General features: G+C 56.8%; 24 protein-coding genes. 16 read left to right on the top strand and 8 right to left on the bottom strand.

All coding sequences use genetic code 11. The features are described 5' to 3' along the window. Positions 1-78 precede the first annotated feature (78 nt). Positions 79-1,050 carry a DNA polymerase III subunit delta gene (gene holA, locus HMPREF9238_RS01955; RefSeq protein ID WP_040316441.1) on the top strand — a complete coding sequence of 324 codons (972 nt, stop codon included), beginning with the start codon at positions 79-81 and terminating at the stop codon, positions 1,048-1,050. Between the two features lie 86 nt (positions 1,051-1,136). Here holA and rpsT read toward each other — a convergent pair whose 3' ends face one another. Together rpsT and HMPREF9238_RS01945 are read right to left on the bottom strand one after the other, a co-directional pair. Then, positions 1,137-1,400 carry a 30S ribosomal protein S20 gene (gene rpsT / locus HMPREF9238_RS01950; protein ID WP_016443759.1) on the bottom strand — a complete coding sequence of 88 codons (264 nt, stop codon included), beginning with the start codon at positions 1,398-1,400 and terminating at the stop codon, positions 1,137-1,139. Between the two features lie 249 nt (positions 1,401-1,649). Then, complete coding sequence (locus HMPREF9238_RS01945; RefSeq protein WP_016443758.1) at positions 1,650-2,351, bottom strand: hypothetical protein; 702 nt, start codon at positions 2,349-2,351, stop codon at positions 1,650-1,652. Between the two features lie 81 nt (positions 2,352-2,432). Here HMPREF9238_RS01945 and HMPREF9238_RS01940 point away from each other — a divergent pair, with 81 nt between their 5' ends. From HMPREF9238_RS01940 to hemW, 4 genes are all read left to right on the top strand, one after another. After that, on the top strand, positions 2,433-3,266 hold the full coding sequence (locus tag HMPREF9238_RS01940) for a hypothetical protein (protein ID WP_016443757.1): 834 nt from the start codon (positions 2,433-2,435) through the stop codon (positions 3,264-3,266). Between the two features lie 140 nt (positions 3,267-3,406). After that, positions 3,407-5,221 (top strand): translation elongation factor 4, encoded by a 1,815-nt coding sequence (gene lepA, locus HMPREF9238_RS01935; RefSeq protein WP_040316617.1) that lies wholly within the window; start codon positions 3,407-3,409, stop codon positions 5,219-5,221. 8 nt (positions 5,222-5,229) lie between these two features. Next, positions 5,230-6,021: a tRNA (guanosine(46)-N7)-methyltransferase TrmB gene (trmB, locus tag HMPREF9238_RS01930; protein ID WP_016443755.1), complete on the top strand. Its 792-nt coding sequence runs from the start codon at positions 5,230-5,232 to the stop codon at positions 6,019-6,021. Further along, a complete protein-coding gene (gene hemW / locus HMPREF9238_RS01925) occupies positions 6,018-7,343 on the top strand; it encodes a radical SAM family heme chaperone HemW (protein ID WP_016443754.1) in 1,326 nt (441 codons plus the stop codon). Before trmB ends, hemW begins: the two co-directional genes overlap by 4 nt. Before the next feature lie 15 nt (positions 7,344-7,358). On the opposite strand, the gene HMPREF9238_RS01920 is transcribed toward hemW, so the two are convergent. Further along, positions 7,359-8,231, bottom strand: a complete 873-nt coding sequence (locus HMPREF9238_RS01920; protein WP_016443753.1) for a DUF3097 domain-containing protein — start codon at positions 8,229-8,231, stop codon at positions 7,359-7,361. 159 nt (positions 8,232-8,390) lie between these two features. Between HMPREF9238_RS01920 and HMPREF9238_RS01915 the strand changes: the two genes are divergently transcribed. The 10 genes from HMPREF9238_RS01915 to uppS all read left to right on the top strand — a co-directional run bounded on the left by HMPREF9238_RS01915 (position 8,391) and on the right by uppS (position 18,330). Continuing rightward, positions 8,391-9,842, top strand: a complete 1,452-nt coding sequence (locus HMPREF9238_RS01915) for a L,D-transpeptidase family protein (protein ID WP_051109754.1) — start codon at positions 8,391-8,393, stop codon at positions 9,840-9,842. A gap of 203 nt (positions 9,843-10,045) precedes the next feature. Next, positions 10,046-11,062 carry a heat-inducible transcriptional repressor HrcA gene (hrcA, locus tag HMPREF9238_RS01910; protein WP_016443751.1) on the top strand — a complete coding sequence of 339 codons (1,017 nt, stop codon included), beginning with the start codon at positions 10,046-10,048 and terminating at the stop codon, positions 11,060-11,062. A gap of 23 nt (positions 11,063-11,085) precedes the next feature. After that, positions 11,086-12,198: a molecular chaperone DnaJ gene (gene dnaJ / locus HMPREF9238_RS01905; protein ID WP_016443750.1), complete on the top strand. Its 1,113-nt coding sequence runs from the start codon at positions 11,086-11,088 to the stop codon at positions 12,196-12,198. Further along, a complete protein-coding gene (locus HMPREF9238_RS01900) occupies positions 12,195-12,926 on the top strand; it encodes a 16S rRNA (uracil(1498)-N(3))-methyltransferase (RefSeq protein ID WP_016443749.1) in 732 nt (243 codons plus the stop codon). The genes dnaJ and HMPREF9238_RS01900 overlap by 4 nt, the downstream gene beginning before the upstream one ends. A gap of 37 nt (positions 12,927-12,963) precedes the next feature. Then, positions 12,964-13,974, top strand: a complete 1,011-nt coding sequence (locus tag HMPREF9238_RS01895) for a PhoH family protein (protein WP_016443748.1) — start codon at positions 12,964-12,966, stop codon at positions 13,972-13,974. Continuing rightward, positions 13,955-14,428 carry an rRNA maturation RNase YbeY gene (gene ybeY / locus HMPREF9238_RS01890; RefSeq protein ID WP_016443747.1) on the top strand — a complete coding sequence of 158 codons (474 nt, stop codon included), beginning with the start codon at positions 13,955-13,957 and terminating at the stop codon, positions 14,426-14,428. The genes HMPREF9238_RS01895 and ybeY overlap by 20 nt, the downstream gene beginning before the upstream one ends. After that, the gene (locus HMPREF9238_RS01885) at positions 14,421-15,710 is read left to right on the top strand and encodes a hemolysin family protein (protein ID WP_016443746.1); all 1,290 of its coding nucleotides are present in this window, start codon (positions 14,421-14,423) and stop codon (positions 15,708-15,710) included. The genes ybeY and HMPREF9238_RS01885 overlap by 8 nt, the downstream gene beginning before the upstream one ends. Positions 15,711-15,712: 2 nt before the next feature. Further along, entirely contained in the window at positions 15,713-16,783 is a 1,071-nt protein-coding gene (gene era / locus HMPREF9238_RS01880) for a GTPase Era (protein WP_016443745.1), read from the top strand. Positions 16,784-16,831: 48 nt separating this feature from the next. Then, positions 16,832-17,569: a DNA repair protein RecO gene (recO, locus tag HMPREF9238_RS01875; protein ID WP_016443744.1), complete on the top strand. Its 738-nt coding sequence runs from the start codon at positions 16,832-16,834 to the stop codon at positions 17,567-17,569. Beyond that, the gene (gene uppS, locus HMPREF9238_RS01870; protein WP_016443743.1) at positions 17,566-18,330 is read left to right on the top strand and encodes a polyprenyl diphosphate synthase; all 765 of its coding nucleotides are present in this window, start codon (positions 17,566-17,568) and stop codon (positions 18,328-18,330) included. The genes recO and uppS overlap by 4 nt, the downstream gene beginning before the upstream one ends. Here uppS and HMPREF9238_RS01865 read toward each other — a convergent pair. Genes HMPREF9238_RS01865 through HMPREF9238_RS01845 form a run of 5 tightly spaced genes read right to left on the bottom strand, consistent with a single transcriptional unit; the run spans position 18,327 to position 21,985 of the window. Next, positions 18,327-18,845, bottom strand: coding sequence for an SNARE-associated domain-containing protein (locus tag HMPREF9238_RS01865; protein WP_016443742.1), 519 nt, complete (start codon positions 18,843-18,845; stop codon positions 18,327-18,329). The two genes, uppS and HMPREF9238_RS01865, sit on opposite strands and share 4 nt — an antisense overlap. A gap of 4 nt (positions 18,846-18,849) precedes the next feature. Beyond that, complete coding sequence (locus tag HMPREF9238_RS01860; RefSeq protein WP_016443741.1) at positions 18,850-19,254, bottom strand: Fur family transcriptional regulator; 405 nt, start codon at positions 19,252-19,254, stop codon at positions 18,850-18,852. A gap of 4 nt (positions 19,255-19,258) precedes the next feature. Next, on the bottom strand, positions 19,259-20,197 hold the full coding sequence (locus HMPREF9238_RS01855; protein WP_016443740.1) for a metal ABC transporter permease: 939 nt from the start codon (positions 20,195-20,197) through the stop codon (positions 19,259-19,261). Continuing rightward, entirely contained in the window at positions 20,190-21,011 is an 822-nt protein-coding gene (locus HMPREF9238_RS01850; RefSeq protein WP_016443739.1) for a metal ABC transporter ATP-binding protein, read from the bottom strand. Before HMPREF9238_RS01850 ends, HMPREF9238_RS01855 begins: the two co-directional genes overlap by 8 nt. After that, on the bottom strand, positions 21,008-21,985 hold the full coding sequence (locus HMPREF9238_RS01845; RefSeq protein ID WP_016443738.1) for a metal ABC transporter substrate-binding protein: 978 nt from the start codon (positions 21,983-21,985) through the stop codon (positions 21,008-21,010). The genes HMPREF9238_RS01850 and HMPREF9238_RS01845 overlap by 4 nt, the downstream gene beginning before the upstream one ends. Before the next feature lie 269 nt (positions 21,986-22,254). On the opposite strand from HMPREF9238_RS01845, the gene HMPREF9238_RS01840 reads away from it, so the two are divergent. Next, a complete protein-coding gene (locus HMPREF9238_RS01840; protein ID WP_016443737.1) occupies positions 22,255-23,643 on the top strand; it encodes a glycine--tRNA ligase in 1,389 nt (462 codons plus the stop codon).

Below are 23,643 nucleotides of genomic sequence, written 5' to 3'. Positions count from 1 at the left end.
AGAGGGCCGGGAGCGAAGAAGAAACCGGAGCGAGCCGGGCGGATGAAAAATGTCCGTACCCTGTGGCACTCTTTACATATGGCGCAAAATCGGAAGGCTTCCAAACAATGGTTTGAGGCAGATCTGGCTCCCGTGGTACTTATCCAGTCCAAGGAGCCGCTTCTTGGAGAACGTGCGGTGTCGAAGCTTCGTGATCTCGCGCGCAAGGCCGACCCAGCGGTAGAGATGATCCGCTTAGAATCAGGCTCTTACGAATCTGGCGAGCTTGCTATTCACACTTCGCCAAGTTTGTTTGGCGAGGCCCGGTTTGTGTATATCCCCGAGTTAGAGGCCGGTTCGCCCGCCCTCTTCGACGATGTTGCGAAGTACATGGAGCATCCCGAACCGGACGTAACTTTGGTGTTACGGCACAACGGAGGCAATGCGGGACGCAAGGTACTTACCGCCGCGCAGAGACTGAATGTAGCAACGTTCGTGGCTAACGAGGTGAAGCGCCCGGGTGACAAAATGGATTTTGTTCGTGAAGAAGTCCGCCGGGCGGGACGTCGTATTGAAGCCGAGGCCGTACAGGCCCTGGTAGACGCGTTGGGATCAGACCTGGCTGAGCTTGCTGCAATGACTTCGCAACTGCTCGGTGACGTTGAAGGGAATATTACCAGTCAGCACGTGCACCAGTACCAGTCGGGCAGAGTGGAGGCAACTGCTTTCGCGGTTGCTGACGCCGCGGTTGCGGGGCAGACAGGCGAGGCCTTAACGCTGCTGCGTCATGCTTTGGCCACAGGTGCTAGCGCTCCCGCTTTGGTTGGAGGTATTGCACTTAAAGTCCGGCAGATCGCAAAAGTTTCTATTCGCCCGTCGCTACCGGCTTCCAAGCTGGGGATGCAAAGCTGGCAGATTGACCGAGTCCGCCGCGAGGCGCGCGGCTGGAACGAGGCGCGCCTCCGTCGCGCCGTCATGGCTGTGGCTACCGCCGATGCGGCGGTAAAAGGGGAGTCGGATGACCCTGAATATGCCCTCGAAAAACTCGTCTTAACGGTAGCGGGAAAGTAGGCTTCTTCCACCCAGCGGCTTCTGGGAATGCCTTGATTCTGGGCATAAAAAATGGAGGCCGTAGCCTCCATCTTTTGGTCGATCCGCTAGCCCATCTTCGCTACAGCTTTAGCGAGCTTGGACTTACGATTAGCAGCCTGGTTGCGGTGAATAACACCCTTACTGACTGCCTTGTCGAGCTTGCGGCACGCAGCCTGCAGTGCCTCGTTAGCCTTGTCGCGGTCACCGGCAGCAATCGCTTCGCGAGTGCGACGTACATACGTCTTCAGCTCCGACTTAACGGCCTTATTGCGTAGACGACGCTTCTCGTTGGTCTTGTTGCGCTTAATCTGGGACTTAATATTTGCCACAGTTTTACACTCTCTTTTTCGATTACAAGGTCGGTGAGGGGTTGCTGAGCCTTGGACAAAAGTGGGGGACACTCGACTGCGAACAGCTCAGCGTTGGTTTACCCCGACCAGGGCGAACCAACTAGCAATGTTACCAGCTGTTTCCCACTCAAACTAGGCGTGTTTGACCATGTCAAGGTGATGATGCACACGATCCTATCTGCCCGCGCACGCAAATCTTTTTCAGCACCCAGCCAGCGAGTCCCAGCGTTACCCGGCCAGTAGCAGCGCCATTGCGGTCACCACAATCAGGAACCCGCCGATGGGGATCACAAGGACGGTAGCCAAAAACGCGGCGAGGGTGGGGCGAATATCGATCTGTAACCACACCGCATCGTAACTGGGATCAACCATTTGCTGCATGGCGCGCTGGAGTGCCTCAATGCGCGGAAAGAACCTGGCGCTACGCGAAGAAAACTCCTCTCGAGCGCGCTTAATCTTTGCGCCCTCCTTTTCTGCCATATCCTGCAGATCCGCGTAAGTATCACGCTTGGAACCGGGGCGTGCCAAAGCGGAACTTTCTTCAAACACCTGCCTGGGGCCAGATCTCGCGAACGCCTCTTGCAACTGCCGGCGTCGCATCGCGAAAAACAGGGTCACGGCCAGCCCGGCAATACCCAAAATGGTGGGTATCCAAAAGCCCCACGAACCGTAAGCGGAAATCCCAATGATGCCCAGCAGGGTGGTGATGCCCGCAGAAAGGAGCGCGAGGTCAACCAGTATCCTGCCCGGAACAGTCGCAATGTTTCGTGTCATCCGCTTGGTGTGAGCCACCTCATCCTCGCCCTCACTAATGTGAAAACTACCGTCCGGACTTCGCTGCGCTTCGTAAATGTGGGGGCGGGAGCCGCTATCATCCTTGTTTGGCTCCCAGTTATGAATCCAACCTTCGGGGCGATTTTGATCGGCCATTTTGGTTTGCACTCCCGCTTCGCAAATGGTTTACATTGATTGTGTTGCCTGTATTTTAAGCCCTCTTGTCTGGGAGGACACTTGGAGAACCTGAATCTAATCTCAATGTCGGCCGTGCGTTCGGCGATGAAAGTGATTTACACGCCTGCCATCACGCTGGCGCGCCCAATCGGCCTGCGTAACGACCCGCACACGGCCACAATTTTGCACATGGGTTCACAGTTCCGCACCGATTTTGAGGGAGCCGTTGCCCAAATGACGCCGTTCGAGCGTCGCGATTTCGAGCAGTGGCAGCAATCCGCAGGTGGAGTGGCGTTTCACACGTGGAGCGACCGCGCATTTGCGATGGCTGCGGCCTTGCAGATAGTGGAAGAAGCATTTGCGCAAGACGAAGAGGAAGAAGCCCCGGTTGATCCAACCTTGCAACGCATGGTGAACCTGAACTGGTCATTCGAAACACACGGCCAGTGGTTGTTGATAGTTGCATTCATGGTGGGATTTCTCGCGTTCTTTTCAACTGGCGGCCTGACTGGGCCCGTAGCATCCACGATCCGCCTTATCGCAGGAGTTGTCGCGGCCATACTCGTCCTCGCGTGGATTGGAACCAAACTAATGCCGTCAGCGATAGCTGTGCGGGCGCGTCGCGTGGGCGTGAAAGTCCCAGAACATCACGCGCATGAGGAGGAAGCCAAGCTTCCCATTTGGCAGGAAGAGCACTTCACCTCTTCAGCGAAGATCTTGAACTACGCGAACTGGCTGATCTTGGCGCAGCCGGGCCCAAATGGCCTCATGGATCTGCATGCCCCCATTCCCATGGAGCCCACAAGCGCGTACAACGAGCGGCAAATCGAGATTTTGAATGCCGCAAAACGATTTCGTGAAAACAGTCCGATGCGAAGTCCGGGCAATAACTAGTTCGCTAGGCACAATGTCGCTAGTTTAGTGATGTTCGCCCGATAATTCGGTTGGCGCTCCCAATAGTGCGACAATTGGGAATAACTGTAGTTCAGAAAGGTTAGGTCCGAGTGGCCCAGATCCTACAAGCCCAAAACAAAATGATTCAGCCGGCTCATACCGATCCGTCTCGAATCCGCAATTTCTGTATCATTGCGCACATCGACCACGGTAAGTCCACGCTCGCCGATCGCATGTTGCAAAACAGTGGGATTGTGGAACAACGTGTCATGCGCGATCAGTATCTCGACCGTATGGATATTGAGCGTGAGCGCGGTATCACCATTAAGTCGCAGGCCGTGCGAATCCCGTGGCAGGTTGATGGACAGCCGTATGCGCTCAACATGATTGACACTCCCGGACACGTGGATTTTTCTTACGAAGTTTCTCGGTCTCTAGCGGCGTGCGAGGGAGCGGTGCTCCTCGTTGACTCCGCGCAGGGCATTGAGGCGCAAACCCTGGCGAATCTATACATGGCGATGGGTCATGACCTCACAATTATTCCCGTGCTGAATAAGATCGACTTGCCATCCGCCCAGCCGGATAAATACGCGGCTGAAATCGCCGGCCTCCTGGGCGTGGATGAGAGCGAAATCTTTCGCGTGTCCGGAAAGACGGGCGAGGGCGTAGCTGAGCTAATGGATGCGATTGTTGAGCAGGTTCCAGCGCCCTCCGGCGTTGAAGATGCGCCTGCTCGCGCCATGATTTTCGACTCGGTATATGACACGTACCGCGGCGTGGTCACGTACGTGCGAATGGTGGACGGGCGGTTGTCGCCGCGCGAGAAGGTCTCGATGATGTCCACGGGCACAAACCATGAGGTCCTCGAAATTGGTGTGATTTCGCCCGAACCGATCCCTACTGAGGGGCTTGGCGCGGGCGAGGTGGGCTACATCATCACCGGCGTGAAGGACGTGCGCCAGTCAAAGGTTGGTGACACGGTTACAACTGCTATTCGCGGTGCTACTGAGGCCTTGGAGGGTTATGAGGAGGCCAAGCCGATGGTGTATTCGGGTATCTACCCGATTGACGGCTCTGACTTCACTAACTTGCGCGAGGCACTTGAAAAGCTGCAACTAAATGACGCTGCCCTCACGTTTGAGCCGGAATCATCGGCGGCCCTCGGGTTTGGATTCCGGTGCGGCTTCCTCGGCTTACTCCACTTGGAGATTGTGCGAGAGCGGCTTGAGCGCGAGTTCAACCTGGATCTTATCGCTACAGCACCGAACGTAATCTACGAGGTGATCGCTGAAGATGGCACCGTGATTGAAGTGACCAACCCGTCTGAATACCCCGACGGTAAGGTACAGGAGACGCGTGAGCCCGTGGTGCAGGCAACCATCCTTACCCCCTCGGACTACGTGGGGCCCGTGATGGAGTTGTGTCAGGAGCGTCGCGGCCAGATGGGCGGCATGGACTACCTGTCGCAGGATCGCGTTGAGCTCCACTACAAGCTCCCTCTAGCCGAGATCGTGTTTGACTTTTTCGATTCGCTAAAGTCACGTACACGTGGTTATGCCTCCCTCGATTACGAGGCGGCAGGCCAACAAGCTTCGGACCTGGTGCGCGTGGATATTTTGCTAAACGGTGAGCAAGTTGATGCGTTCTCTGCGATCGTGCACCGTGACGCGGCGTACGCTTACGGCGTCCAGCTGACTAAGAAGCTCAAGGAACTGATTCCAAGGCAACAGTTCGAGGTGCCGGTTCAGGCGGCGATCGGTTCGCGCGTCATTGCCCGCGAAACCATTAAGGCACTGCGTAAGGACATGCTTGCCAAGTGTTACGGCGGCGATATTTCGCGCAAGCGAAAACTGCTTGAAAAGCAGAAGGAAGGCAAGAAGCGCATGAAGTCGATTGGGCGCGTGGACGTTCCGCAAGAAGCGTTCATTTCTGCTCTCACTTCCGAGGCGCCGTAGGAGAATCGATGGCGGAAAATACGCCGTACATGGCGCGCACCAAGTCGTTTGCGCGCCGTGGCCGCGCGCTCCACGCATCCACCCAGCGCACCCTGGAAAAGCATGCGGATAAGTATGTGATCGAGGTGCCGCGTGACGGCGGATACACAACCATTGACGAGTCCTACCGTTTTGATGCGGCGGCCGAGTTTGGCCGGCAAGCGCCTTTAATCGTCGAGATCGGCACGGGTAACGGCGAGCAGATTGTTGCCTACGGCAAGGAGCACCCCGAGGTAAACCTGTTGGGGGTAGAAGTGTGGGCACAGGGAATTGCGAAAGGGATTTCGCGAGCCGTTTCGGAAGGCGTAGATAACATTCGTTTTATTGAGGTTGATGCCGCGCAGGCTCTGCCCATTATGATGGAGCCGGCCGTGGCTGCCGAGGTGTGGACGTTCTTCCCTGACCCGTGGAGGAAGGCGCGCCACCGCAAACGCCGCCTAGTTAATGATGCTTTTGCGCTGACTATTGCGAACCTACTTCAAGATGGCGGAGTCTGGCGCCTAGCTACCGACTGGGACGACTACGCTTGGCAGATGCGCGATGTAGTAGAAGCCTGCGAATACTTCGAAAACCTCCATTTGGGGCAGCGTCCCGACCCGGCAGATCCACAACCGGAAAGAGGCGGTTTTGCTCCCCGGTTTGAAGGGCGCGTTCTGACGCGGTTTGAGCAACGCGGACAGCTGGAGGGGCGCGGCGCACACGACCTTGTGGTCAGGCGCTTGCCACGCGAGGAAGACAACGCACGCGAGGGAGCCAATTGAGTCCCCAGCTTCCCGACGGTATCGCGTGGCCAAATGACGGCTACCTTGACCCGCAGCTGGTAGGAACGCCGAGCAAAAACCTGGCGCTGTATATCCACGTGCCGTTTTGCACAGTTCGCTGCGGCTATTGCGATTTCAACACCTACACCGTTGGGTTTGGACAAGGCGCAGACACGGCCAGCTACCACCACTCGGTAGAAAAGGAAGTAAAGCTGGCCGCAAACCGGTTACGTCCCTTCGAGCACAACCCGGTGAAATCCATCTTCTTTGGTGGGGGTACCCCAACCCTGTTACAAGCCGGCCAAATCTGCCAGATCCTGCAGAGCGTGAAAGGTAGCTTCGCCCTCGACACTGACGCGGAAGTCACCGTAGAGGCAAACCCGGACACAATCGACCAGGCTGGCCTTGAACATCTTGCTAAGGCTGGCGTCACCCGCGTTTCTTTTGGCATGCAGTCAGCGGTACCGCACGTGTTGCAAACCCTGGACCGCACCCACACCCCGCAACAGGTGCCGCGCGTAGTGAAATGGGCGCGCGAGGTTGGTCTGGACGCCTCCGTTGACCTCATCTACGGTACGCCCGGCGAGTCACTCGCCGATTGGCAGGCATCGCTGGAGGCGGCGATCGAACTGCAGCCTGATCATATTTCCAGCTACGCCCTCGTCATCGAAGAAGGCACGAAAATGTGGACGCAAGTTAGGCGCGGCGAACTTGAGATGCCCAACCCGGATGACGAGGCGGAGAAATACGAGCTTGCAGACACGCTCTTAGCGCAGGCCGGATACGCGTGGTATGAGATCTCCAACTGGGCCAAAATTGAGCCCGGAGAAACTGCGGGCACCACAAAATTGCGACACGCTTCGCGCCACAATCTGGCCTACTGGTTTGACTGGGATTGGTGGGGGATAGGACCGGGAGCGCACTCGCACGTGGGTGACGTTCGCTGGTGGAACCGCAAACACCCGCGCGCCTGGGCCGATGCGCTCGCGGGCGGCACCGCGAATCTGAGTCAGTGCCCCGAAAGCGCAAAAATGGATGAGCATGTCAGCACCCGAATCAGTACCTTGTCACAGCTGGTATCACCCGCTCAGGCCGGTGAAATTTTGCAGGAGGCAGATCGCGCCCTCGAGTCCGTCATGCTACGCATCCGTACTGCCGATGGGATTGCCACTTCTCAGCTTGCCCCGCAGGTTAGAGGACGGGTGCCCGGCCTCGTAAATGAAGGATTGATTGAACAGGGGGCGGTGGCTGTGGGCGTCGTTAGACTTACGTTGAAGGGACGCCTCTTGGCGGACTACGTGACGCGCGAACTCACGGTTTAGGCTTGCTGGACTGCCTCAGACCTGTTCGGCGCCGCCAACCGTAACGAAGTCGATCAGTTCTTCAACGCGGCCGAGCAGTGCGGGTTCAAGATCGCGATAGTCTCGCACGCGCGCCAAAATTGCTTGCCAGCCCAGCCCAATGTCTTCGCGGGTCTCGCACGGTAAGCCTAAGGCGCGTAGAGTGCCAACTTTAATGTCGGTGCCACGCGGAATGTCGGGCCACGTTTTCAGCCCCACGCGTGCGGGCTTCACCGCTTGCCAGATGTCCACAAACGGGTGCCCCACCACTAGTACGTCACCCGGCCAGCGCTGCATCACGGCACTGGCAATGCGTGACTCTTTAGACCCATCCACCAGGTGATCAACCAACACGCCTGCCCGCGAGGTAGCGCAGGGTCCAAAAACCTCCAGCACGTCCTCCAAGTTGTCCACGCCCTCCAGGTACTCTACGGCCACGCCCTCTACGCGCAGGTCGTCGCCCCACACTTTTTCCACCAGCTCAGCGTCGTGCGTGCCCTCTACAAAAATGCGTGATGGCACAGCCACGCGCGCCCTCTTCAACTTCACGGCTTTCGAACCCGAGGCTGTGAGCTTAGTTTCCGCAGCCGCTTTGGGAACGGGTACCACCAGTTCAACGGGCTTGCCATCCACCCAGAAACCGCCACCAAGGGGGTAGGAACGGCGTCGCCCGCGCCTATCTTCGAGCTCTACAATATGCATGCCACCGGACTTTTCTACGCGAATAACAGCGCCAACAAACCCGGAAACAGGGTCTTCAACAACCAGGCCATACTCGGCGGGTATCGGCACTTGTCGCGGTCGGGTGGCAAACGGCCCGTCGCGGTGCGGGTCGGAAGCTAAAACATCAGATCCATAGCGGTCAATCACATCGGAAGACTAAGCGAAATCTGGCAATAATGCATGGAAGGTGCACGCGCGGCGCGGGCCAATCCCAAAAAGGTGATGAACACCAACCTGAAACCGGAGTTTTACGTTTGAGAGAAACCCATTTACAACAGACAATAAAGAATGTTTGTGGAAATTTGAGTGAGGCTTCGTGAGGTTTCGTTTATGTCTCGCACGTTGAAGTGGATTCTTGCCGCAGTTGCGGCCGTTGTCGTGATTCTAGGAGGATCGTCGGTAGCATACGCTTCCTACTACGACGATCGGGCGGTACCAGGCACGCAGGTGGCTGGCAAATCCGTCTCGGGCATGACTACTAAAGAGATTAGCGAGGACGTGCAGAAACGTTTCGAAGAGTTCAAAACGAGCATCACGGTTGACGGCAAGGATCACGAGCTTAGTCTCGCCCAGCTCGGCGTCACAGTTGATGAGGATGCAACCGCCTCGGCCGCGCTGGCCCAGTCCGCTACCGTGTGGTCGCGTATCCAGGGACTGTTTTCCGCTACTGATATTCCTCTGAGCGTTGAGGTGAACCAGGACAAGCTCGTGGAGTTCACCGACTCTCTGATCGCTGAACTCGGTGATCAGGTGAAGAACGCCGCAGTGAAATTCGATGAGGAGGCTGAGGAGTTCGTTGTGGTACCAGCCGTTGAAGGGCACGGCATTGACACCCAAGCGATTTCCAACTACGTCCTAGCTACTGCAAAGTCACTGAACTCGGAGCCGGGCTCCTTTGAGTCCAGCGTCGAGGCGCCAAAGATCACGACGGAGCGCGCGCAACAGGTGGCCGATAAGGCTAACGAGATGATTAACATCCCGGTTGTCATCTCGACGGGTAATCGCGATATTGTGCCCGAGATGAATGAGCGTGCCGGTTGGGTGACGATCGAGGCTGATGACCAGCAGATGCAAGATCCGACGTTCAATGATCCAGCGGCACGTGAATGGTTGGTTAATACCGCTGCTTCCACAAACGATGAGCCAGTTGAAGGCGTTCATAACGTGAATACCCGCGGTGACGTTGTGTCTACCGCAGATGAGGGATCGCCGGGATACACGGTGAACAACATGGAGGCGATCGCCGATGCGCTGGTTGAATCCTTGAAGGCCGGAAAGCCTTACGAGGGCCTGCTTACCTACGATGAGACCCCGCAGAAGTTCTCCACGCGCGTTATCGCTCCGGGGGCAGAGAGCTTGGCTTACCAGGCCGCTCCGGGAGAGAAATGGGTGGACATTAACCTATCGAATTCCACGGTGACTGCATTTGAGGGAGCTACGGTTGTGCGCGGGCCGGTACCTATGGTTCCGGGCGCTCCCGGGCTTGAGACCGTAACTGGTAAGTTCCGCATTTACTTGAAGTACGAGTCGCAAACCATGCGCGGTCAAAACCTAGACGGAAGTAGGTACGAAACGCCGGATGTTCCGTGGGTTACGTACTTCGTTGGTAGCTACGCCTTTCACGGAGCGCCGTGGCGTTCCAGCTTCGGTTGGAGTGGTCCGGGCGGCTCCCACGGTTGCGTGAACATGCCGGTTAGCGAAGCCAAGTGGCTGTATGACTGGGGTGAGATCGGCAATGTGGTGGTGAGTCACTACTAAGCCGTTAACCCGAAAAAGCCCACTTCGGTGGGCATTTTTCGTATTTGGGTAAAGACTTTCGATTGAAGAGGGGAAGGCTAAATCGACGTGCACCCAGTGCCCTGATTCACCCGCCTGCTGTGGAAGATGGGATCTGAAAGTAATAGAGTTAGCACTCAGATGGGTTGAGTGCTACACGGTGTATGGCAGTGAGAGGAGTGGGCGTGGCAACAGCTGAAAGACGCTTCGATGTGCTCCGGGCAATTGTGTCTGATTATGTGGCTACTCGTGAACCCGTTGGCTCCAACGCGCTTGCTAAGCGGCACGACCTGGGTGTTTCTCCAGCCACCATCCGCAACGATATGGCTGCCCTGGAGCAGGCTGGCCTCATCTATCAACCGCACACGTCTGCCGGTCGCATTCCAACGGTTGCGGGATACCGCGTGTTCGTTGATTCGCTCACGCAGATTAAACCCATGTCAGATCCGGAAAAGCGTGCTGTGGAGTCGTTTCTTGCCGGGGCAGTGGATGTTGAGGATGTAGTCGAGCGAACTGTTCGTTTACTTGCGCAACTGACTCGACAGGTAGCAATCGTGCAGTACCCGCATTTCGATTCGGCCACGTTGGTGCGCGTGGAGCTGGTTGACCTTGGTTCCGACCGCACGCTGGTTGTGGTCATAATGAATGACGGAACTATCGAGCAGCGCGTTATTTCTGATTTTGGCGTCGCTGGTTGTGCTATTGATGCTGTACGCGACCAGATCAATGAGGTGTGCCACGGCCAAGACCTGCGCGATTTGCCGAGCTTGCTTTCTCCGCTTTCGCTTTTGGGTGGCCCAACCGAGCAGCAGTTCCGCACTGCCGTTTGCCAAACAGTGGTGGATTTAACTAACCGATCGGGTGAGGAACGGATCATCGTTGCCGGCATGGCTAACTTGGCCCGTTCTAATGTTGATTTCACTCGCTCGATTGTGCCTGTCCTGGATGCGTTGGAAGAACAGGTTACGCTATTGCGACTATTCTCTGAGATCCCACGCGGTGACGTCACGGTGTCAATTGGTGAAGAGAACGCACACGATGGCCTCGCGGAAACTGCGGTAGTTGCAGGCGCGTATGGGGCGCAGGGCACTAACGCCCATTTGGCGGTGGTAGGGCCTATGCGGATGGATTATCAGAAAGCGATGTCGGCGGTACGCGCGGTAGGTGTGTACCTCACGCACTTTTTGCACAGTAAAAATTAGCCGAAAAGATTAAAGGAATTTTGGTGAACGAAGACTACTACGAGATTCTTGGGGTTTCGCGCGACGCCAGTGCAGACGAGATTAAGAAGGCGTACCGCAAACTCTCCCGTAAATACCACCCGGATATTGCGGGCGTTGAGCATGAAGAAACGTTCAAGAAGATTTCCGTGGCTTACGATACGTTGTCGAACTCGCAAAAGCGGCAGGCCTACGACATGGGCGGTTCCGCAAACTCCGGTTTTGGGGGCATGGGCGGTTTTGGTGGTTTCGGTGACCTGTTCGAAACGTTCTTTTCAGCTGCAGGTGCGGGGTCAGGGCCGGTTCCGCGCGGGCGGCGAGGTCAAGACATTCTGACCGCGCTTGAGGTGAACCTTGAGACCATCGCATTCGGCTCGCGCGAAGAGGTGACGATCAACACTGCCGTGCGTTGTCCTACTTGCGATGGTTCTTGCGCCAAGCCCGGCACTTCTCCGCGCACCTGTTCCGCCTGTAACGGGGCGGGTACGGTTCGCCAGGTGCAGCGCTCGCTTCTGGGCGAGATCATGACCCAGGCAGCGTGCTCGGCGTGTGGAGGTTACGGCACAATCATCCCGGATCCGTGCGAAGAATGTAACGGGGAAGGCCGCGTGCACTCCAAGCGCACCATCGCCGTTGATGTTCCCGCCGGCATTGAACACGGAACGCGCATCCGCATGTCGGGTCAGGGCGAGGCGGGCCCGGGTGGGGGCGGTTACGGTGACCTCTATATTGAGATCCGCGAAAAGCCACACCCGGTATTCCGCCGCCAGGGCGATGATCTTGTGGCGGACCTATACGTGCCGATGACATCTGCAGCTCTTGGAACTACGATTTCGCTTGAAACCCTGGATGGCGCCCACGACATTGAGATTCAGCCGGGCACGCAGCCGGGCCAGGAAGTCAAGGTCGAGGGCCTGGGTGTGGGACGTGTTCATAGGCGAGGACGTGGCGATCTTCGCGTCCGTGTAAACGTGGAAGTCCCAACCGGGCTGACCAGCGCACAGCGGGAGCTGATGGAGCAATTTGCGAAAATGCGCGGGGAGGAAACTGTGGAGGCTAAAACCGGATCTACTCAGCAGGGATTCTTTAGCAATCTGAAAGAAAAGTTCACTAAATGACCGCGCCGGTTTTCTTCGTCCATGACCTCAACGGAGCTCGCGGGATGCAACGCTTTGAGTTCACCGGGCCAGATGCGAAGCACGTGATGGTAAAGCGCATTGAAAAGGGCGAGCGTCTAGACCTAGTGGACGGAAGAGGAACGAGGGTGCGTTCACGGCTGTTGGAGGCCTCCCCAGGGTACGTCCTAGTTGAGATTGAGGAGGTAGTATCCGAACCGGAGAGGAGTCCGCGCATCACGCTGATCCAGGCGCTGGCAAAGAATGGGCGAGACGAGCTGGCAATAGAGATGGCTACCGAGCTTGGTGTTGACCGAGTGATCGCGTGGCAGGCGGAGCGCTCTATTGTACGCTGGCAGGGCAAGAAGCAGGAAAAGGGCCTGCAGAAGTGGGCAAACGTGCTCCAAGTTGCCACCAAGCAGTCGCGGCGCGCTCGGGTTCCCTCCCTCGTCTTTGCCGCAAATGCTTCCGCAGCTATCGCGCAGGTAGGGGGCGCGAGGCTGATCGTCATGCACGAGAGTGCTACCTATCCCATAACTGGCCTTACAGATCTGGGCGCTAAAGAGTACGCTCTGGTTGTCGGTCCAGAGGGGGGAATCACCGAAGCGGAGATAGAGCAGTTCAGACAGGCTGGTGCGGACATAGTGTTAGTGGGAGACACTGTGATGCGCGTGTCCACAGCGGTTGCTGCCGGCCTCACTTCGCTTAACATTGCAACCGGTAGGATTTGAAACGAAAGAAGCTGACAAGGAGCCTCGTATTTCAAACATGCAGCAAACGGATGAGCAGGCGGTCACTGCGAACACAATAACTATTCCGGAGCACCTTGATCCGGTGACGGTGCTGGGAGCCCAGGATGAGGTTTTAAGAAGTCTGGAGCATAGTTTCAGCGGGATCCGCGTGTCGGTGCTGGGCAATAAGATAACGGTTGCGGGTGAGGCCGAATCTGTAACGCTTGCATCGGATTTGGTGCGAGAACTGGTTTCCCTAGCGCGTTCCGGGCAGTATCTGAGTGCGCAAACGGTTGAACATGCAGTTGGTTTGTTGGCGAAGACGGGCACGGCGAGTGCCAGTGCGGAAACAATTTTGAACGTGCGCGGCCGTGACATTCGCGCGAAGACTCCGGGGCAGCAGCGCTACGTGGACATGATTGCGCAAAATACCGTGGTGTTTGGCATTGGCCCCGCAGGCACGGGCAAGACCTACTTGGCTATGGCGATGGCGGTAAACGCCCTCCTGACGGGCGAGGTAAGACGCATTATTTTGACGAGACCGGCTGTGGAAGCTGGAGAATCACTTGGCTTCCTGCCCGGTACTCTCACCGAGAAGATCGATCCGTACCTGCGTCCCCTGTATGACGCACTAAACGAGATGATCGATCAGGAAGCGCTCCCGCGATTGCTAGCCGCAGGAACGATCGAAGTGGCGCCCCTGGCATACATGCGTGGGCGAACGCTGAATGATGCGTTCATCATTTTGGATGAGGCGCAAAACACTACGCCGGCGCAAATGAAAATGTTCTTGACGCGCCTTGGTTTCAGGTCGAAAGTTGTGGTGACGGGTGACGCCACCCAGGTGGATTTGCCGAATCGGGCGTCTTCGGGCTTGGCGAGCGCGCGTAGCATATTGCAGGGCATTGAGGGAATCGAATTTTGTCAGCTAACCTCGGCTGACGTTGTTCGCCACCGTTTGGTCGGTGAGATAATTGACGCATACCAGCGTTTTGACGAGGCAAATGAGCAAGTTAGGCGGGGCAAGCGTGAGCGTAGAAGTTATTAATGAAACCGGTGTAGATATCGAGATTGCCGAATTTCGCGATATCGCTGAGTTCGTTCTAGCTCAGCTCCATGTCTCCACTGACGCCGAGCTTTCGATCATGTTCGTTGATCCAGAGCCGATGGAAGAGCTCCACGTAAAGTGGATGGATCTGCCCGGGCCTACGGACGTGATGAGCTTCCCCATGGATGAGCTTCGCCCCGGTAAGGAAACGGAGGAAACGCCTGCCGGTATTTTGGGTGACATTGTTATCTGTCCGCAGGTTGCCCATGAGCAGGCACTGGAGGCAGGGCATTCTTCCGTTGAGGAGATGTTGCTTCTGACTGTGCACGGGCTACTCCATTTGCTCGGGTTTGACCATGCGGAGGAGGAGGAAAAGCAGGTGATGTTCGGCCTGCAGCGCAAACTATTGCTAACTTTCTTGGCAACACACCCAGGTGGGAACGCAAATGGGTAGTATCCCCATCGGACTGCTCTTTATTTTAACAATCTTCTTCGTCATCACAGCAGCGGTGCTGACGGCCGCTGAATCCTCTGTGGCGCGGCTTTCAAGAGCGGCGGTTGATGACCTGCTTGATTATGGATACAAAAACGCCAAGCGCCTGTTGGCGCTAGTGGAAGAGCGACGCCGGAGTGTTCTGGCTGCGCGCGCGGGTCGTATTGCGATGCAAACCGGTGCCGCCGTGGCTATCACGATTGCGTTTGCGCAGACGGGGTGGCGCTGGTGGGCTGTTTTGCTTGCTTCGCTGGCCATTAACTGGCTGATAGCGTTTGCGGTTATTTCTGTGTTCCCGCAACAGATAGCGTGGCGTAATCCCGAGAAAACCGCGCTGCGCACGGTTGGTCTCCTAGAACTCACTACTTCGATTGGACTTTTGGGTGCGCCGGTAGTGCGCTGGCTTCGCAAAATCTTTCCCGCAGCGCAGCAAACGGAGGCGCAGGCGCGGGCGGAAATGACCGAAGAGATGCGCGAAGTGGTGGATCAGGTTGGTGAAACCGAAGGCTTTGAGGACGAGGATCGCGAGATGCTCCGTTCGGTTTTCGAACTGGGCCACACCTACGTTCGCGAGGTGATGGTTCCGCGAACCGACATGGTCACCATCCAAGCAGACACCACGCTAGATAAAGCGATTCGCCTGTTCATCCGCTCTGGCTATTCGCGCATTCCAGTGATCGGAGAGTCGTCCGACGACATTGTGGGAATCTTGTATTTCAAGGATCTGGTCAGTCGCGCGGTGGATAGGCCCGAAAATCGTCATAAGCTGGTGCGAGATATTTGCCGGGAAGCGCATTTCGTGCCAGAAATGTTGTATGCAGATGATGAGCTTCGCCACATGCAGCAACTGCGCGTTCACATGGTCATGGTTGTCGATGAGTGGGGCGGCATTGCCGGCCTGCTCACAATCGAAGATCTGATTGAAGAAATTGTTGGCGAAGTGATGGATGAGCATGACCGTAGAGTCATTGAACCCGAAGAGGTTGAGCCGGGTGTTTGGCGCGTGCCCGCGCGTTTCCCTGTGATCGAGTTGGGGGAACTTATGGGCCTTGAGATTGAGGATGAGGACGTCGATTCGGTTGGCGGCCTCCTACAAAAGGCGCTGGGAAAGGTGCCGTTGCCAGGAGCTAAAGCGCGGGCACTTGGCCTTGAGCTTGTGGCAGAGGAGGCAATTGGGCGCCGCCGGCAGGTGGGCACTATTCTTGCCACTAGATTAGAGAATGAACCAGAAGAAGAGAGCTAAACGTGCGTTTCCCCTCCGATGATGAGTTGATGGACGGCCCGAACGCGTTTGTAGACTTCGAAGATGAGGTTTTTACGGACGCGGCATCTATAGAAAATAGTTTCGACGAGGAATCTGGCCCCGCAAAATCCCGTGAGCAGAATGCGGGGCTGATCGATGCCGGTTATGACGAAAACTTTAGGGCTGGTTTCGTTGCGATCGTTGGCCGTCCTAACGTGGGTAAATCTACGCTCACAAATGCGCTCGTGGGGCAGAAGATAGCGATTACGTCGATGAGGCCGGAGACCACACGCCACGCTGTGCGCGGCGTTGTGCAAGGCGAGGATTACCAGCTCGTCCTTGTGGACACTCCCGGGTATCATCGCCCGCGCACGTTGCTTGGTCAGCGGTTGAACAGTGAGGTGCGTGAGACGCTATCTAGCGTTGATGCGATCTTGTTCTGCTTACCGGCAGACCAGACGGTGGGGCCGGGTGATGATTTCATTGCGCGCCAGCTACGCGGCACTAAGGCGCCAATCATTGCGGTGGCAACGAAGACGGATACGGTCTCTGACGAGCGCTTAATGAAGCACTTGTTGGACATTGACAAGCTGGGGGATTGGGACGAAATAATTCCGGTGTCTGCGATCAAGGGGTTGCAGGTTGACCGTTTGAAGGAGTTGCTTGCGCGCCGTATGCCGTTGTCGTCGCCGCTTTATCCGCGCGACATGGTGACGGACGAATCTCGCGATGTCATGATCGCAGAGCTTATTCGCGAGGCCGCCTTGGAGGGAGTACGCGAAGAACTCCCGCATTCGCTGGCTGTTCAGGTTGAGGAGATCATCGAGCGGCCGAAGAAGCCGGGCCAGAATTACCCGCCGATGCTCGATATTCACGTGAACCTGTTTGTAGAGCGAGATTCGCAAAAGGCAATCATCATCGGTAAGGGCGGATCGCGTCTTAAGCACGTTGGGATGAGGGCCCGGCGCGGGATTGAGGAATACTTGGGCCGCAGGGTCTATCTACACCTGCATGTACGCACTTTAAAGGATTGGCAGAAGGACCCGAAGATGCTGGGGCGTCTAGGTTTCTAGGGTCAGCTGCATGCGTGGCGCAGGGCGCGCTGTGGGATAATAGAGGGCGTGAAGACTTACCGTGATGAAGCCATTGTTTTGCGTACGCAAGACCTTGGTGAAGCTGATCGTATAATCACGGTACTGACCCGCTCGAACGGTCTGAAAAGGGTAGTTGCTAAGGATGTTCGTCGCACTTCGTCAAAGTTTGGTGCCCGCCTTGAGCCGTTCACTATTGTGGACGCCCAGTTTTATAGGGGGCGTAGCCTTGACGTTTTGACGCAGGCGCAAACGCTTCGCCCGTACGGCCTAAAAATCGCACGTGATTTTGAAATTTATGCTCGTGCGAACGTGATGGTTGAAACTGCGGAGAGGTTGTCGGAGGACGAAGCACACGCGTCCATGTACCTGCTCCTTTTGGGCGCTTTGCATGCCCTCGCTAATCGGCGTCACTCGCCTGATTTGGTGATGAATTCGTTCATGCTTCGCGCGATTTCTATGAGCGGTTGGGCGCCGTCGTTTTGGGATTGCGCGGTTTGTGGCGCTCCCGGGCCCTTATCCTCATTCAACGTGGTGGCCGGAGGTGCGGTGTGCGAGGCATGTCGGCCACCCGGCTCGTTAGCGCCGTCGCGTGAAGCGATGCAGCTGCTGGGTGATTTGCTTTCGGGGGATTGGGCAAGTGCGGATGGGGCGCCGGATTTTGCGCGGCGAGAGGCGGCGGGCTTGGTTGCCGCGTGGGTGCAGTGGCATGTTGAGCGGCGTATCAAGTCGTATAGTTTGATCAACTCACATTTGGGGGACGTATGAGGGTCGCACCGCCTGGAGCCGGCAACAATCAGGCTCCGCAGATTGAAGGGGTGCCTCGCCACGTTGCGATCATTATGGATGGCAACGGCAGGTGGGCGAACGCGCGCGGCTTGGCGCGCACGGAGGGGCATCGGGCCGGCGAGGTTGCGCTCATGGATACGATTGCGGGTGCCCTTGAGATCGGTGTGGAGCATCTGACCGTCTACGCGTTTTCTACGGAGAATTGGAAGCGTTCGCCTAAGGAAGTTAGTTTCCTGATGGGTTATTCGCGCGATGTGCTGCGGCGGCGCCGCGATGAATTAAACGAGTGGGGTGTGGCAATCCACTGGTGGGGTAGGCGCCCGCGTCTGTGGAAGTCGGTAATCACGGAATTGGAGGCTGCGCAAGAGCTCACCAAGGCTAACTCGAAGCTGCATTTCAACATGGCTGTGAACTACGGAGGGCGGGCCGAGATTGCCGATGCCGTGCGACAAATCGCGAACGAGGTCGAGGCGGGCAAACTTAAGCCCACTGGGATCACGGAAGACACGGTTATCCGACGCCTTTACGCCCCCTCGTCGCCGGATGTGGATCTGCTGATCCGAACGGGAGGCGAGCAACGCATCTCTAACTTCCTACTGTGGCAGTGCGCTTATGCTGAGTTCGCGTTCAACCCCATGCCGTGGCCCGAGTATTGTCGCGAGGAGCTTTGGAATGACGTGCTTACGTTCACGGGTCGCGAGCGCCGGTTCGGTTCTGCGGTGGATAGGGTGGAGTGCTAGTCGGCAGCCACTTCTGCGGCGCGGTTGCGTCGCTTTAAGATAGCGAGGCCCATGATGACTACCATCGTGGAACAAACTGCCAGCGCCCATGTTTTCCCGGCGGTGGCGGCCTGCCCGGTTTTGAATAGTCCAATGCCGATGGAGGCGTAGAGGCAACCCCACGCTATGTACCCGGGAATGGCTGCGAGGGTGTAGGTCACCCAGCGCAGGCGAAGCACTCCAGCGCCGGCATGAACCACGGTTTGGAAACCAATGGTGAGGAAGGACAGGGGAATGATGAGCAGGCCCCACTTGTCCACGGCGTCAATTCCTTTTTGAACGGAGGCACCTTCAAGCCACACACGAACTTTACGCACCCACGGTTTTCCCGAATGCTCCGACTTCGTGAGAAAGCCCCATGTGCCCAGGCGGCCAAGCCAGTAGGTACCTTGCGAGCGAAGAAATACCACTATGGTGAGGAATATGGCGATTCCAACGAATGGTCCATCTGCAATCCATTGGGGAACTCCAGGCATTTATCTACTTACCTTCCTCGGCTTGACATTGGGGGCAGAGCCCAAAAATTTCGATTGAGTGTTCCACATCGGAAAACCCGTGCTTCTTGACGAGTGCTTGCAATATCGACTCTAGGTCGGATTCGTGGATTTCGATACTGGATAGGCAGCGCCTGCACACGATGTGGTGGTGGTGTGATTCGTGGCCACACGCGCGGTAAAGTGATTCGCCGTCCGGCGCCATGAGCGTGTCGATATAGCCTTCTTCGGCGAGGCTGCGCAAGTTTCGGTAGACGGTGGCCAGGCCAATCGATTCACCGGCGGCAACCATATCGGCGTGGATCTTTTGCGCGGACCGAAATTCGGTTGCCTCACTCATCGCTTCGATTACGGCTTGGCGTTGGCGCGTGTTGCGTCTGGGCTTTTCCATGGGTTTACCTTTGTTGCTTGCGTTCGGGATGCATTATTGCCGGCGGCTCGGCTACGGCTCTGCGCTTGCGTGGAACGCGGTCGATGAGGGGGCGCGCGAGAAAAACGATAGCGTAGATGAGGATTGCGAGTACCACGATGGCTGCCCCGGGGGAGAGGTTGTGGAAGTACGTGATCGTAAGTCCGCTGACCGTTGTGAGCACGCCAATCACCATTGCTAGCGCTATTGTTGATCTAAATGAGCGTACCAGGATTTGCGATATCGCGACAGGAACGATCATGAGGGCGGAGACGAGTAGTGCTCCTACAACGCGCATTGCGACGGCCACGGTTGTTGCGGCCATGATGGCGATGATGAGGTTGAGGAGGTTTACTGGTAGGCCCGTGGAGCGGGCGAATTCTTCGTCGTTGCACACGGAGTAGAGCGCGGGTGCCAGGCCGATGCCTACGAGTAACACGATGATGGTAAGGACGGTGATCGCCCAAATATCGGAGTTGGTAACGGTTGCGATCGAGCCGAAGAGGTAGGAGTTCAGCTGGGAAGACGTGCCTCCAGCTAAGCCCATAAGCAGTACGCCACCGGCGATGCCACCGTAGAAGAGCATGGCGAGCGCAACGTCAGAGGAGGTGCGTCCGGCAATGCGGATAACTTCAAGGGTGACGGCGCCGAGTATTGACACAATGAATGCGCCGGGCAGGGCATAGTTTTCTGGTTGCATGGCACCCATCGCGGTTCCGGCAAGCCAACCGAGGGCAACGCCGGTGAGGGCGATGTGTCCGATGCCGTCGCCGAGCATGGCTAGGCGGCGGTGCACGAGGTAGGTGCCAACAATGGGAGCGGCAAGGCCAACGAGAATAGCGGCGATGAATGAGCGTTGCATTAGCGGTGAAGACAGCATGGTGCCCAGTTCATTGATGAGTGTGGGAGTAATGGCGCTATTCATCGTTGCCTCCACTGTAAATGTCGATTTCGAGGTCATCCGGGTGCGGGTAGTGATGGTGCTCTTCAGTGTGCGTGTGGGGCGCGGTCGCAACGGGGCCGTCGTAGTTGACGTGTCCGGAGGCGAGGTTGATGATCCGCTCGATGTGCGGCTCGATGGGGCCGAGTTCGTGCAGGATGAGCACGATGGTTTTCCCCTGTTCTTTGGCTTGCTCGATGAGCTGTGCAAGTTTTTCTTGCGAATGACGGTCGATGCCGGCCAACGGCTCATCGAGGATTAGTAGTTCGGGATTGCGGGCGAGTGCCCGGGCGATACGCACGCGCTGGTGCTGGCCACCGGAGAGTTCTTGTACGGGCGTTTGTACACGGTGTAAGAGGCCAACACGGCGCAGGGCGTCCTCGGCAATCTGTTTGGAGCCGGCTGTGTACCACCACTGTTTTGGCCCGAGCAGACCTGATCGCACAACTTCGAGAGCAGTGGATGACACTGCGGAGGCGGCGGAGGGACGCTGAGGGACGTACCCAATCCGGTTCCACGGCACGTCGCTGCGTCCAAACAGGCCCTTTCCTCGCGCGTTCTTACCAAAAATCTGCAGCTCGCCTTCGGTCACGGGAGCTGAACCCATTAGCGCTTTTACGAATGTGGATTTGCCAGACCCGTTTGCACCCGTGATTGCTACGCACTGGCCTATCGGAATTTCGATATCGAGGCCGTGCAGGATCACGTTGGTGTCATACGCGACGTGCAGGTGGTGGGTATATACGGCAAGAGCCGCACCGCAGCGGTGCGACTCTTGCTTGGTGTTTTGCAAACTCACTTGCAGTCGAGGCCTTTCTTGAGGTTGTCAAGATTCTTGGTCATTATCTGCAAGTAGTCTACGTCTGGATCGTTCTGCGTGGCACCCGGGTCGAGCACTAGAGTTTCAATGCCCAGGTCATGCGCCAGAACTTCGATTGCTTTCGGGGAAACGTTGGCCTCCGCGTAGATAACCTTCACCCCATTTTCTTTTACCACGTCGCCGATTTCCTTGAGGCGTTGGGGCGAGGGGGTGACTTCAGGCTCGAGGCCGGAAACACCCACCTGGTGTAGTCCTGTCTTGGCGGCAAGGTATCCGAATGCTTCGTGTGAGACCACAAAGGTGTCGAGAGCACAGTTGTCGAAGCTACTGGTCACGGAATCATCCAGCTCCTTGAGCTTGGCAACCACGGTGTCCGTGTTCTGCTTGTAGGTCTGCGCGTGGGACGGGTCGGTTTCAGACAGGAACTCGTTGATCTGCTTTGCAACTTGTTCCATGCGTGCCGGGTCTAGCCAGAAGTGCGGATCGCCGGCCATGTTGTGTTCGTGGTCGTGCTCCTCACCCTCGTGATCGTGCTCACCCTCGTGATCATGGCCTTCAGCTTCGTGGTCATGGTCATGTTCGTGGTCGTGCCCTTCGGCCTCATGATCATGATCATCGCCCTCATGGTCGTGGTCGGCCTCATTATCGTGGTGATGATGGTGGTGCGCACCGGTTTCCATAAGGTCTGCGCTCTCAGTGACGTCGAGGACGTGGCTGGGCTTCGCCTGGTCTACGGCCTCGTCAACTGCGGTCTGGAAGCCGCGCAGGTAAACGACGGCATCGGCGCCGGATAGCTCGGAGATGGTCTTGGGGGATAGTTCGAGGGAGTGTGCGTCGGTGCCTGGGGGAGTTAGCGAATCTACGGACACAAGGTCGCCGCCGATCTGCTCAACCAGGTATTGAAGCGGGTAAAACGATGCCTTTACAATCAACGCGTCACCGCTATCTTTCATGCCGCTTTCCTTGGTCGCACTGCTGGAACAACCGGCTAAGGCCAGTGCACAGGCGGCACCTACTGCAATCAGACTTTTTCGAATGTTCATGACAACCATTATCGCTATCGGTTAGCTGTTGATCAAGCGCAATCCTTGAATGTGACGCAATGCAAGTCAAAGCCAAGCCGGTGCTTTCGATATTTCCGCAAACCCAACTAAACTTGAGGTGATTCGTTTAAGCGAATAGTGGAACGCACCAGCCAGGTGCGCATGACTAAAGGAGAAAAATGGCAAACCCATCGCGTCTAGATTCCGTAATCAACCTTGCTAAGCGTAGAGGCTTTGTGTTCCCCTCCGGTGAGATTTACGGAGGTACGCGTTCAGCGTGGGACTACGGCCCACTCGGCGTTGAGCTCAAAGAAAACATTAAGAGACAGTGGTGGTCGCGCATGGTTCGCCAGCGTGACGATGTTGTTGGCCTCGACTCCTCGGTAATTTTGCCAACGGCGGTGTGGAATGCTTCGGGTCACGTGACGGCGTTTACCGATCCGCTTGTAGAGTGCCTTTCTTGTCATAAGCGTCAGCGTGAAGATCAGCTGATCGAGGCTTATGCAGAGAAGAACGGCGTTGAAGAGGCTGACGTTACACTCGACATGGTGGCGTGCGAAAGCTGTGGTAACCGGGGTAACTGGACGGAGCCGAGGGCGTTCTCGGGTCTGATGAAAACCTACCTGGGTGCCGTGGATGATGAGAGTGGCTTGCACTACCTGCGCCCGGAAACTGCGCAGGGTATTTTCGTGAACTTCGCGAACGTGATGACCACCTCGCGTATGAAGCCGCCGTTTGGTATCGCGCAGATTGGTAAGTCTTTCCGCAACGAGATTACGCCCGGCAACTTCATTTTCCGTACCCGCGAGTTTGAGCAGATGGAACTCGAGTTTTTTGTCGAGCCGGGCACGGACGAGGACTGGCACCAGTACTGGATTGATGAGCGCATTAACTGGTACGTAGATCTGGGTATTAACCGCGACCACCTGCGCCTGTACGAGCACCCGAAAGAGAAGCTTTCGCACTACTCAAAGCGCACTGTAGACATCGAGTACACCTTTGGGTTCAAGGGCTCGGAGTGGGGCGAGCTTGAGGGCATCGCGAACCGCACCGATTATGACTTGGGCACGCATTCGAAGGAATCTGGCGCAAAGCTTGACTATTTCGATCAGCAGAAGAACGAGCGTTGGACGCCCTACGTTGTGGAGCCGTCCGCTGGCCTAACGCGTTCGCTGATGGCGTTCCTCGTAGAGGCATATTGTGAGGACGAGGCTCCCAACACTAAGGGCGGCGTTGATAAACGTACGGTTTTGAAGCTGGATCCGCGTTTAGCTCCAGTGAAGGCCGCCGTCTTGCCGCTTTCGCGCAAGGAACAGCTCACCGAGCCGGCTCGTAATCTGGCGATGCAACTGCGTCGTCGCTGGAACGTTGAGTACGACGATGCGGGAGCTGTAGGCCGTCGTTACCGTCGTCAAGATGAGATCGGCACGCCGTTTTGCATCACCTACGACTTCGACACGCTTGACGATAATGCGGTGACGATTCGTGATCGCGACACCATGGAGCAGGTTCGCATTCCGCTAGACGAGGTTGAGGCGTACCTCGCGCAGCGTCTTCCGATTAGCTAA

The sequence above is a fragment of the Gleimia europaea ACS-120-V-Col10b genome (assembly GCF_000411155.1).
In the GTDB taxonomy this organism is placed as follows: Bacteria; Actinomycetota; Actinomycetes; order Actinomycetales; family Actinomycetaceae; genus Gleimia; species Gleimia europaea_B.
This window is presented reverse-complemented; position numbering and strand designations above follow the sequence as displayed.

Coding starts and splice junctions, on each gene's coding strand:
- HMPREF9238_RS01895 (WP_016443748.1), top strand. CDS start 12,964: ATGCAGCAAACGGATGAGCAGGCGGTCACTGCGAACACAATAACTATT.
- HMPREF9238_RS01860 (WP_016443741.1), bottom strand. CDS start 19,254: ATGGAAAAGCCCAGACGCAACACGCGCCAACGCCAAGCCGTAATCGAA.
- HMPREF9238_RS01945 (WP_016443758.1), bottom strand. CDS start 2,351: ATGGCCGATCAAAATCGCCCCGAAGGTTGGATTCATAACTGGGAGCCA.
- HMPREF9238_RS01885 (WP_016443746.1), top strand. CDS start 14,421: ATGGGTAGTATCCCCATCGGACTGCTCTTTATTTTAACAATCTTCTTC.
- holA (WP_040316441.1), top strand. CDS start 79: ATGGCGCAAAATCGGAAGGCTTCCAAACAATGGTTTGAGGCAGATCTG.
- HMPREF9238_RS01840 (WP_016443737.1), top strand. CDS start 22,255: ATGGCAAACCCATCGCGTCTAGATTCCGTAATCAACCTTGCTAAGCGT.
- HMPREF9238_RS01845 (WP_016443738.1), bottom strand. CDS start 21,985: ATGAAAGATAGCGGTGACGCGTTGATTGTAAAGGCATCGTTTTACCCG.
- HMPREF9238_RS01865 (WP_016443742.1), bottom strand. CDS start 18,845: ATGCCTGGAGTTCCCCAATGGATTGCAGATGGACCATTCGTTGGAATC.
- trmB (WP_016443755.1), top strand. CDS start 5,230: ATGGCGGAAAATACGCCGTACATGGCGCGCACCAAGTCGTTTGCGCGC.
- HMPREF9238_RS01855 (WP_016443740.1), bottom strand. CDS start 20,197: ATGAATAGCGCCATTACTCCCACACTCATCAATGAACTGGGCACCATG.
- uppS (WP_016443743.1), top strand. CDS start 17,566: ATGAGGGTCGCACCGCCTGGAGCCGGCAACAATCAGGCTCCGCAGATT.
- HMPREF9238_RS01900 (WP_016443749.1), top strand. CDS start 12,195: ATGACCGCGCCGGTTTTCTTCGTCCATGACCTCAACGGAGCTCGCGGG.
- lepA (WP_040316617.1), top strand. CDS start 3,407: ATGATTCAGCCGGCTCATACCGATCCGTCTCGAATCCGCAATTTCTGT.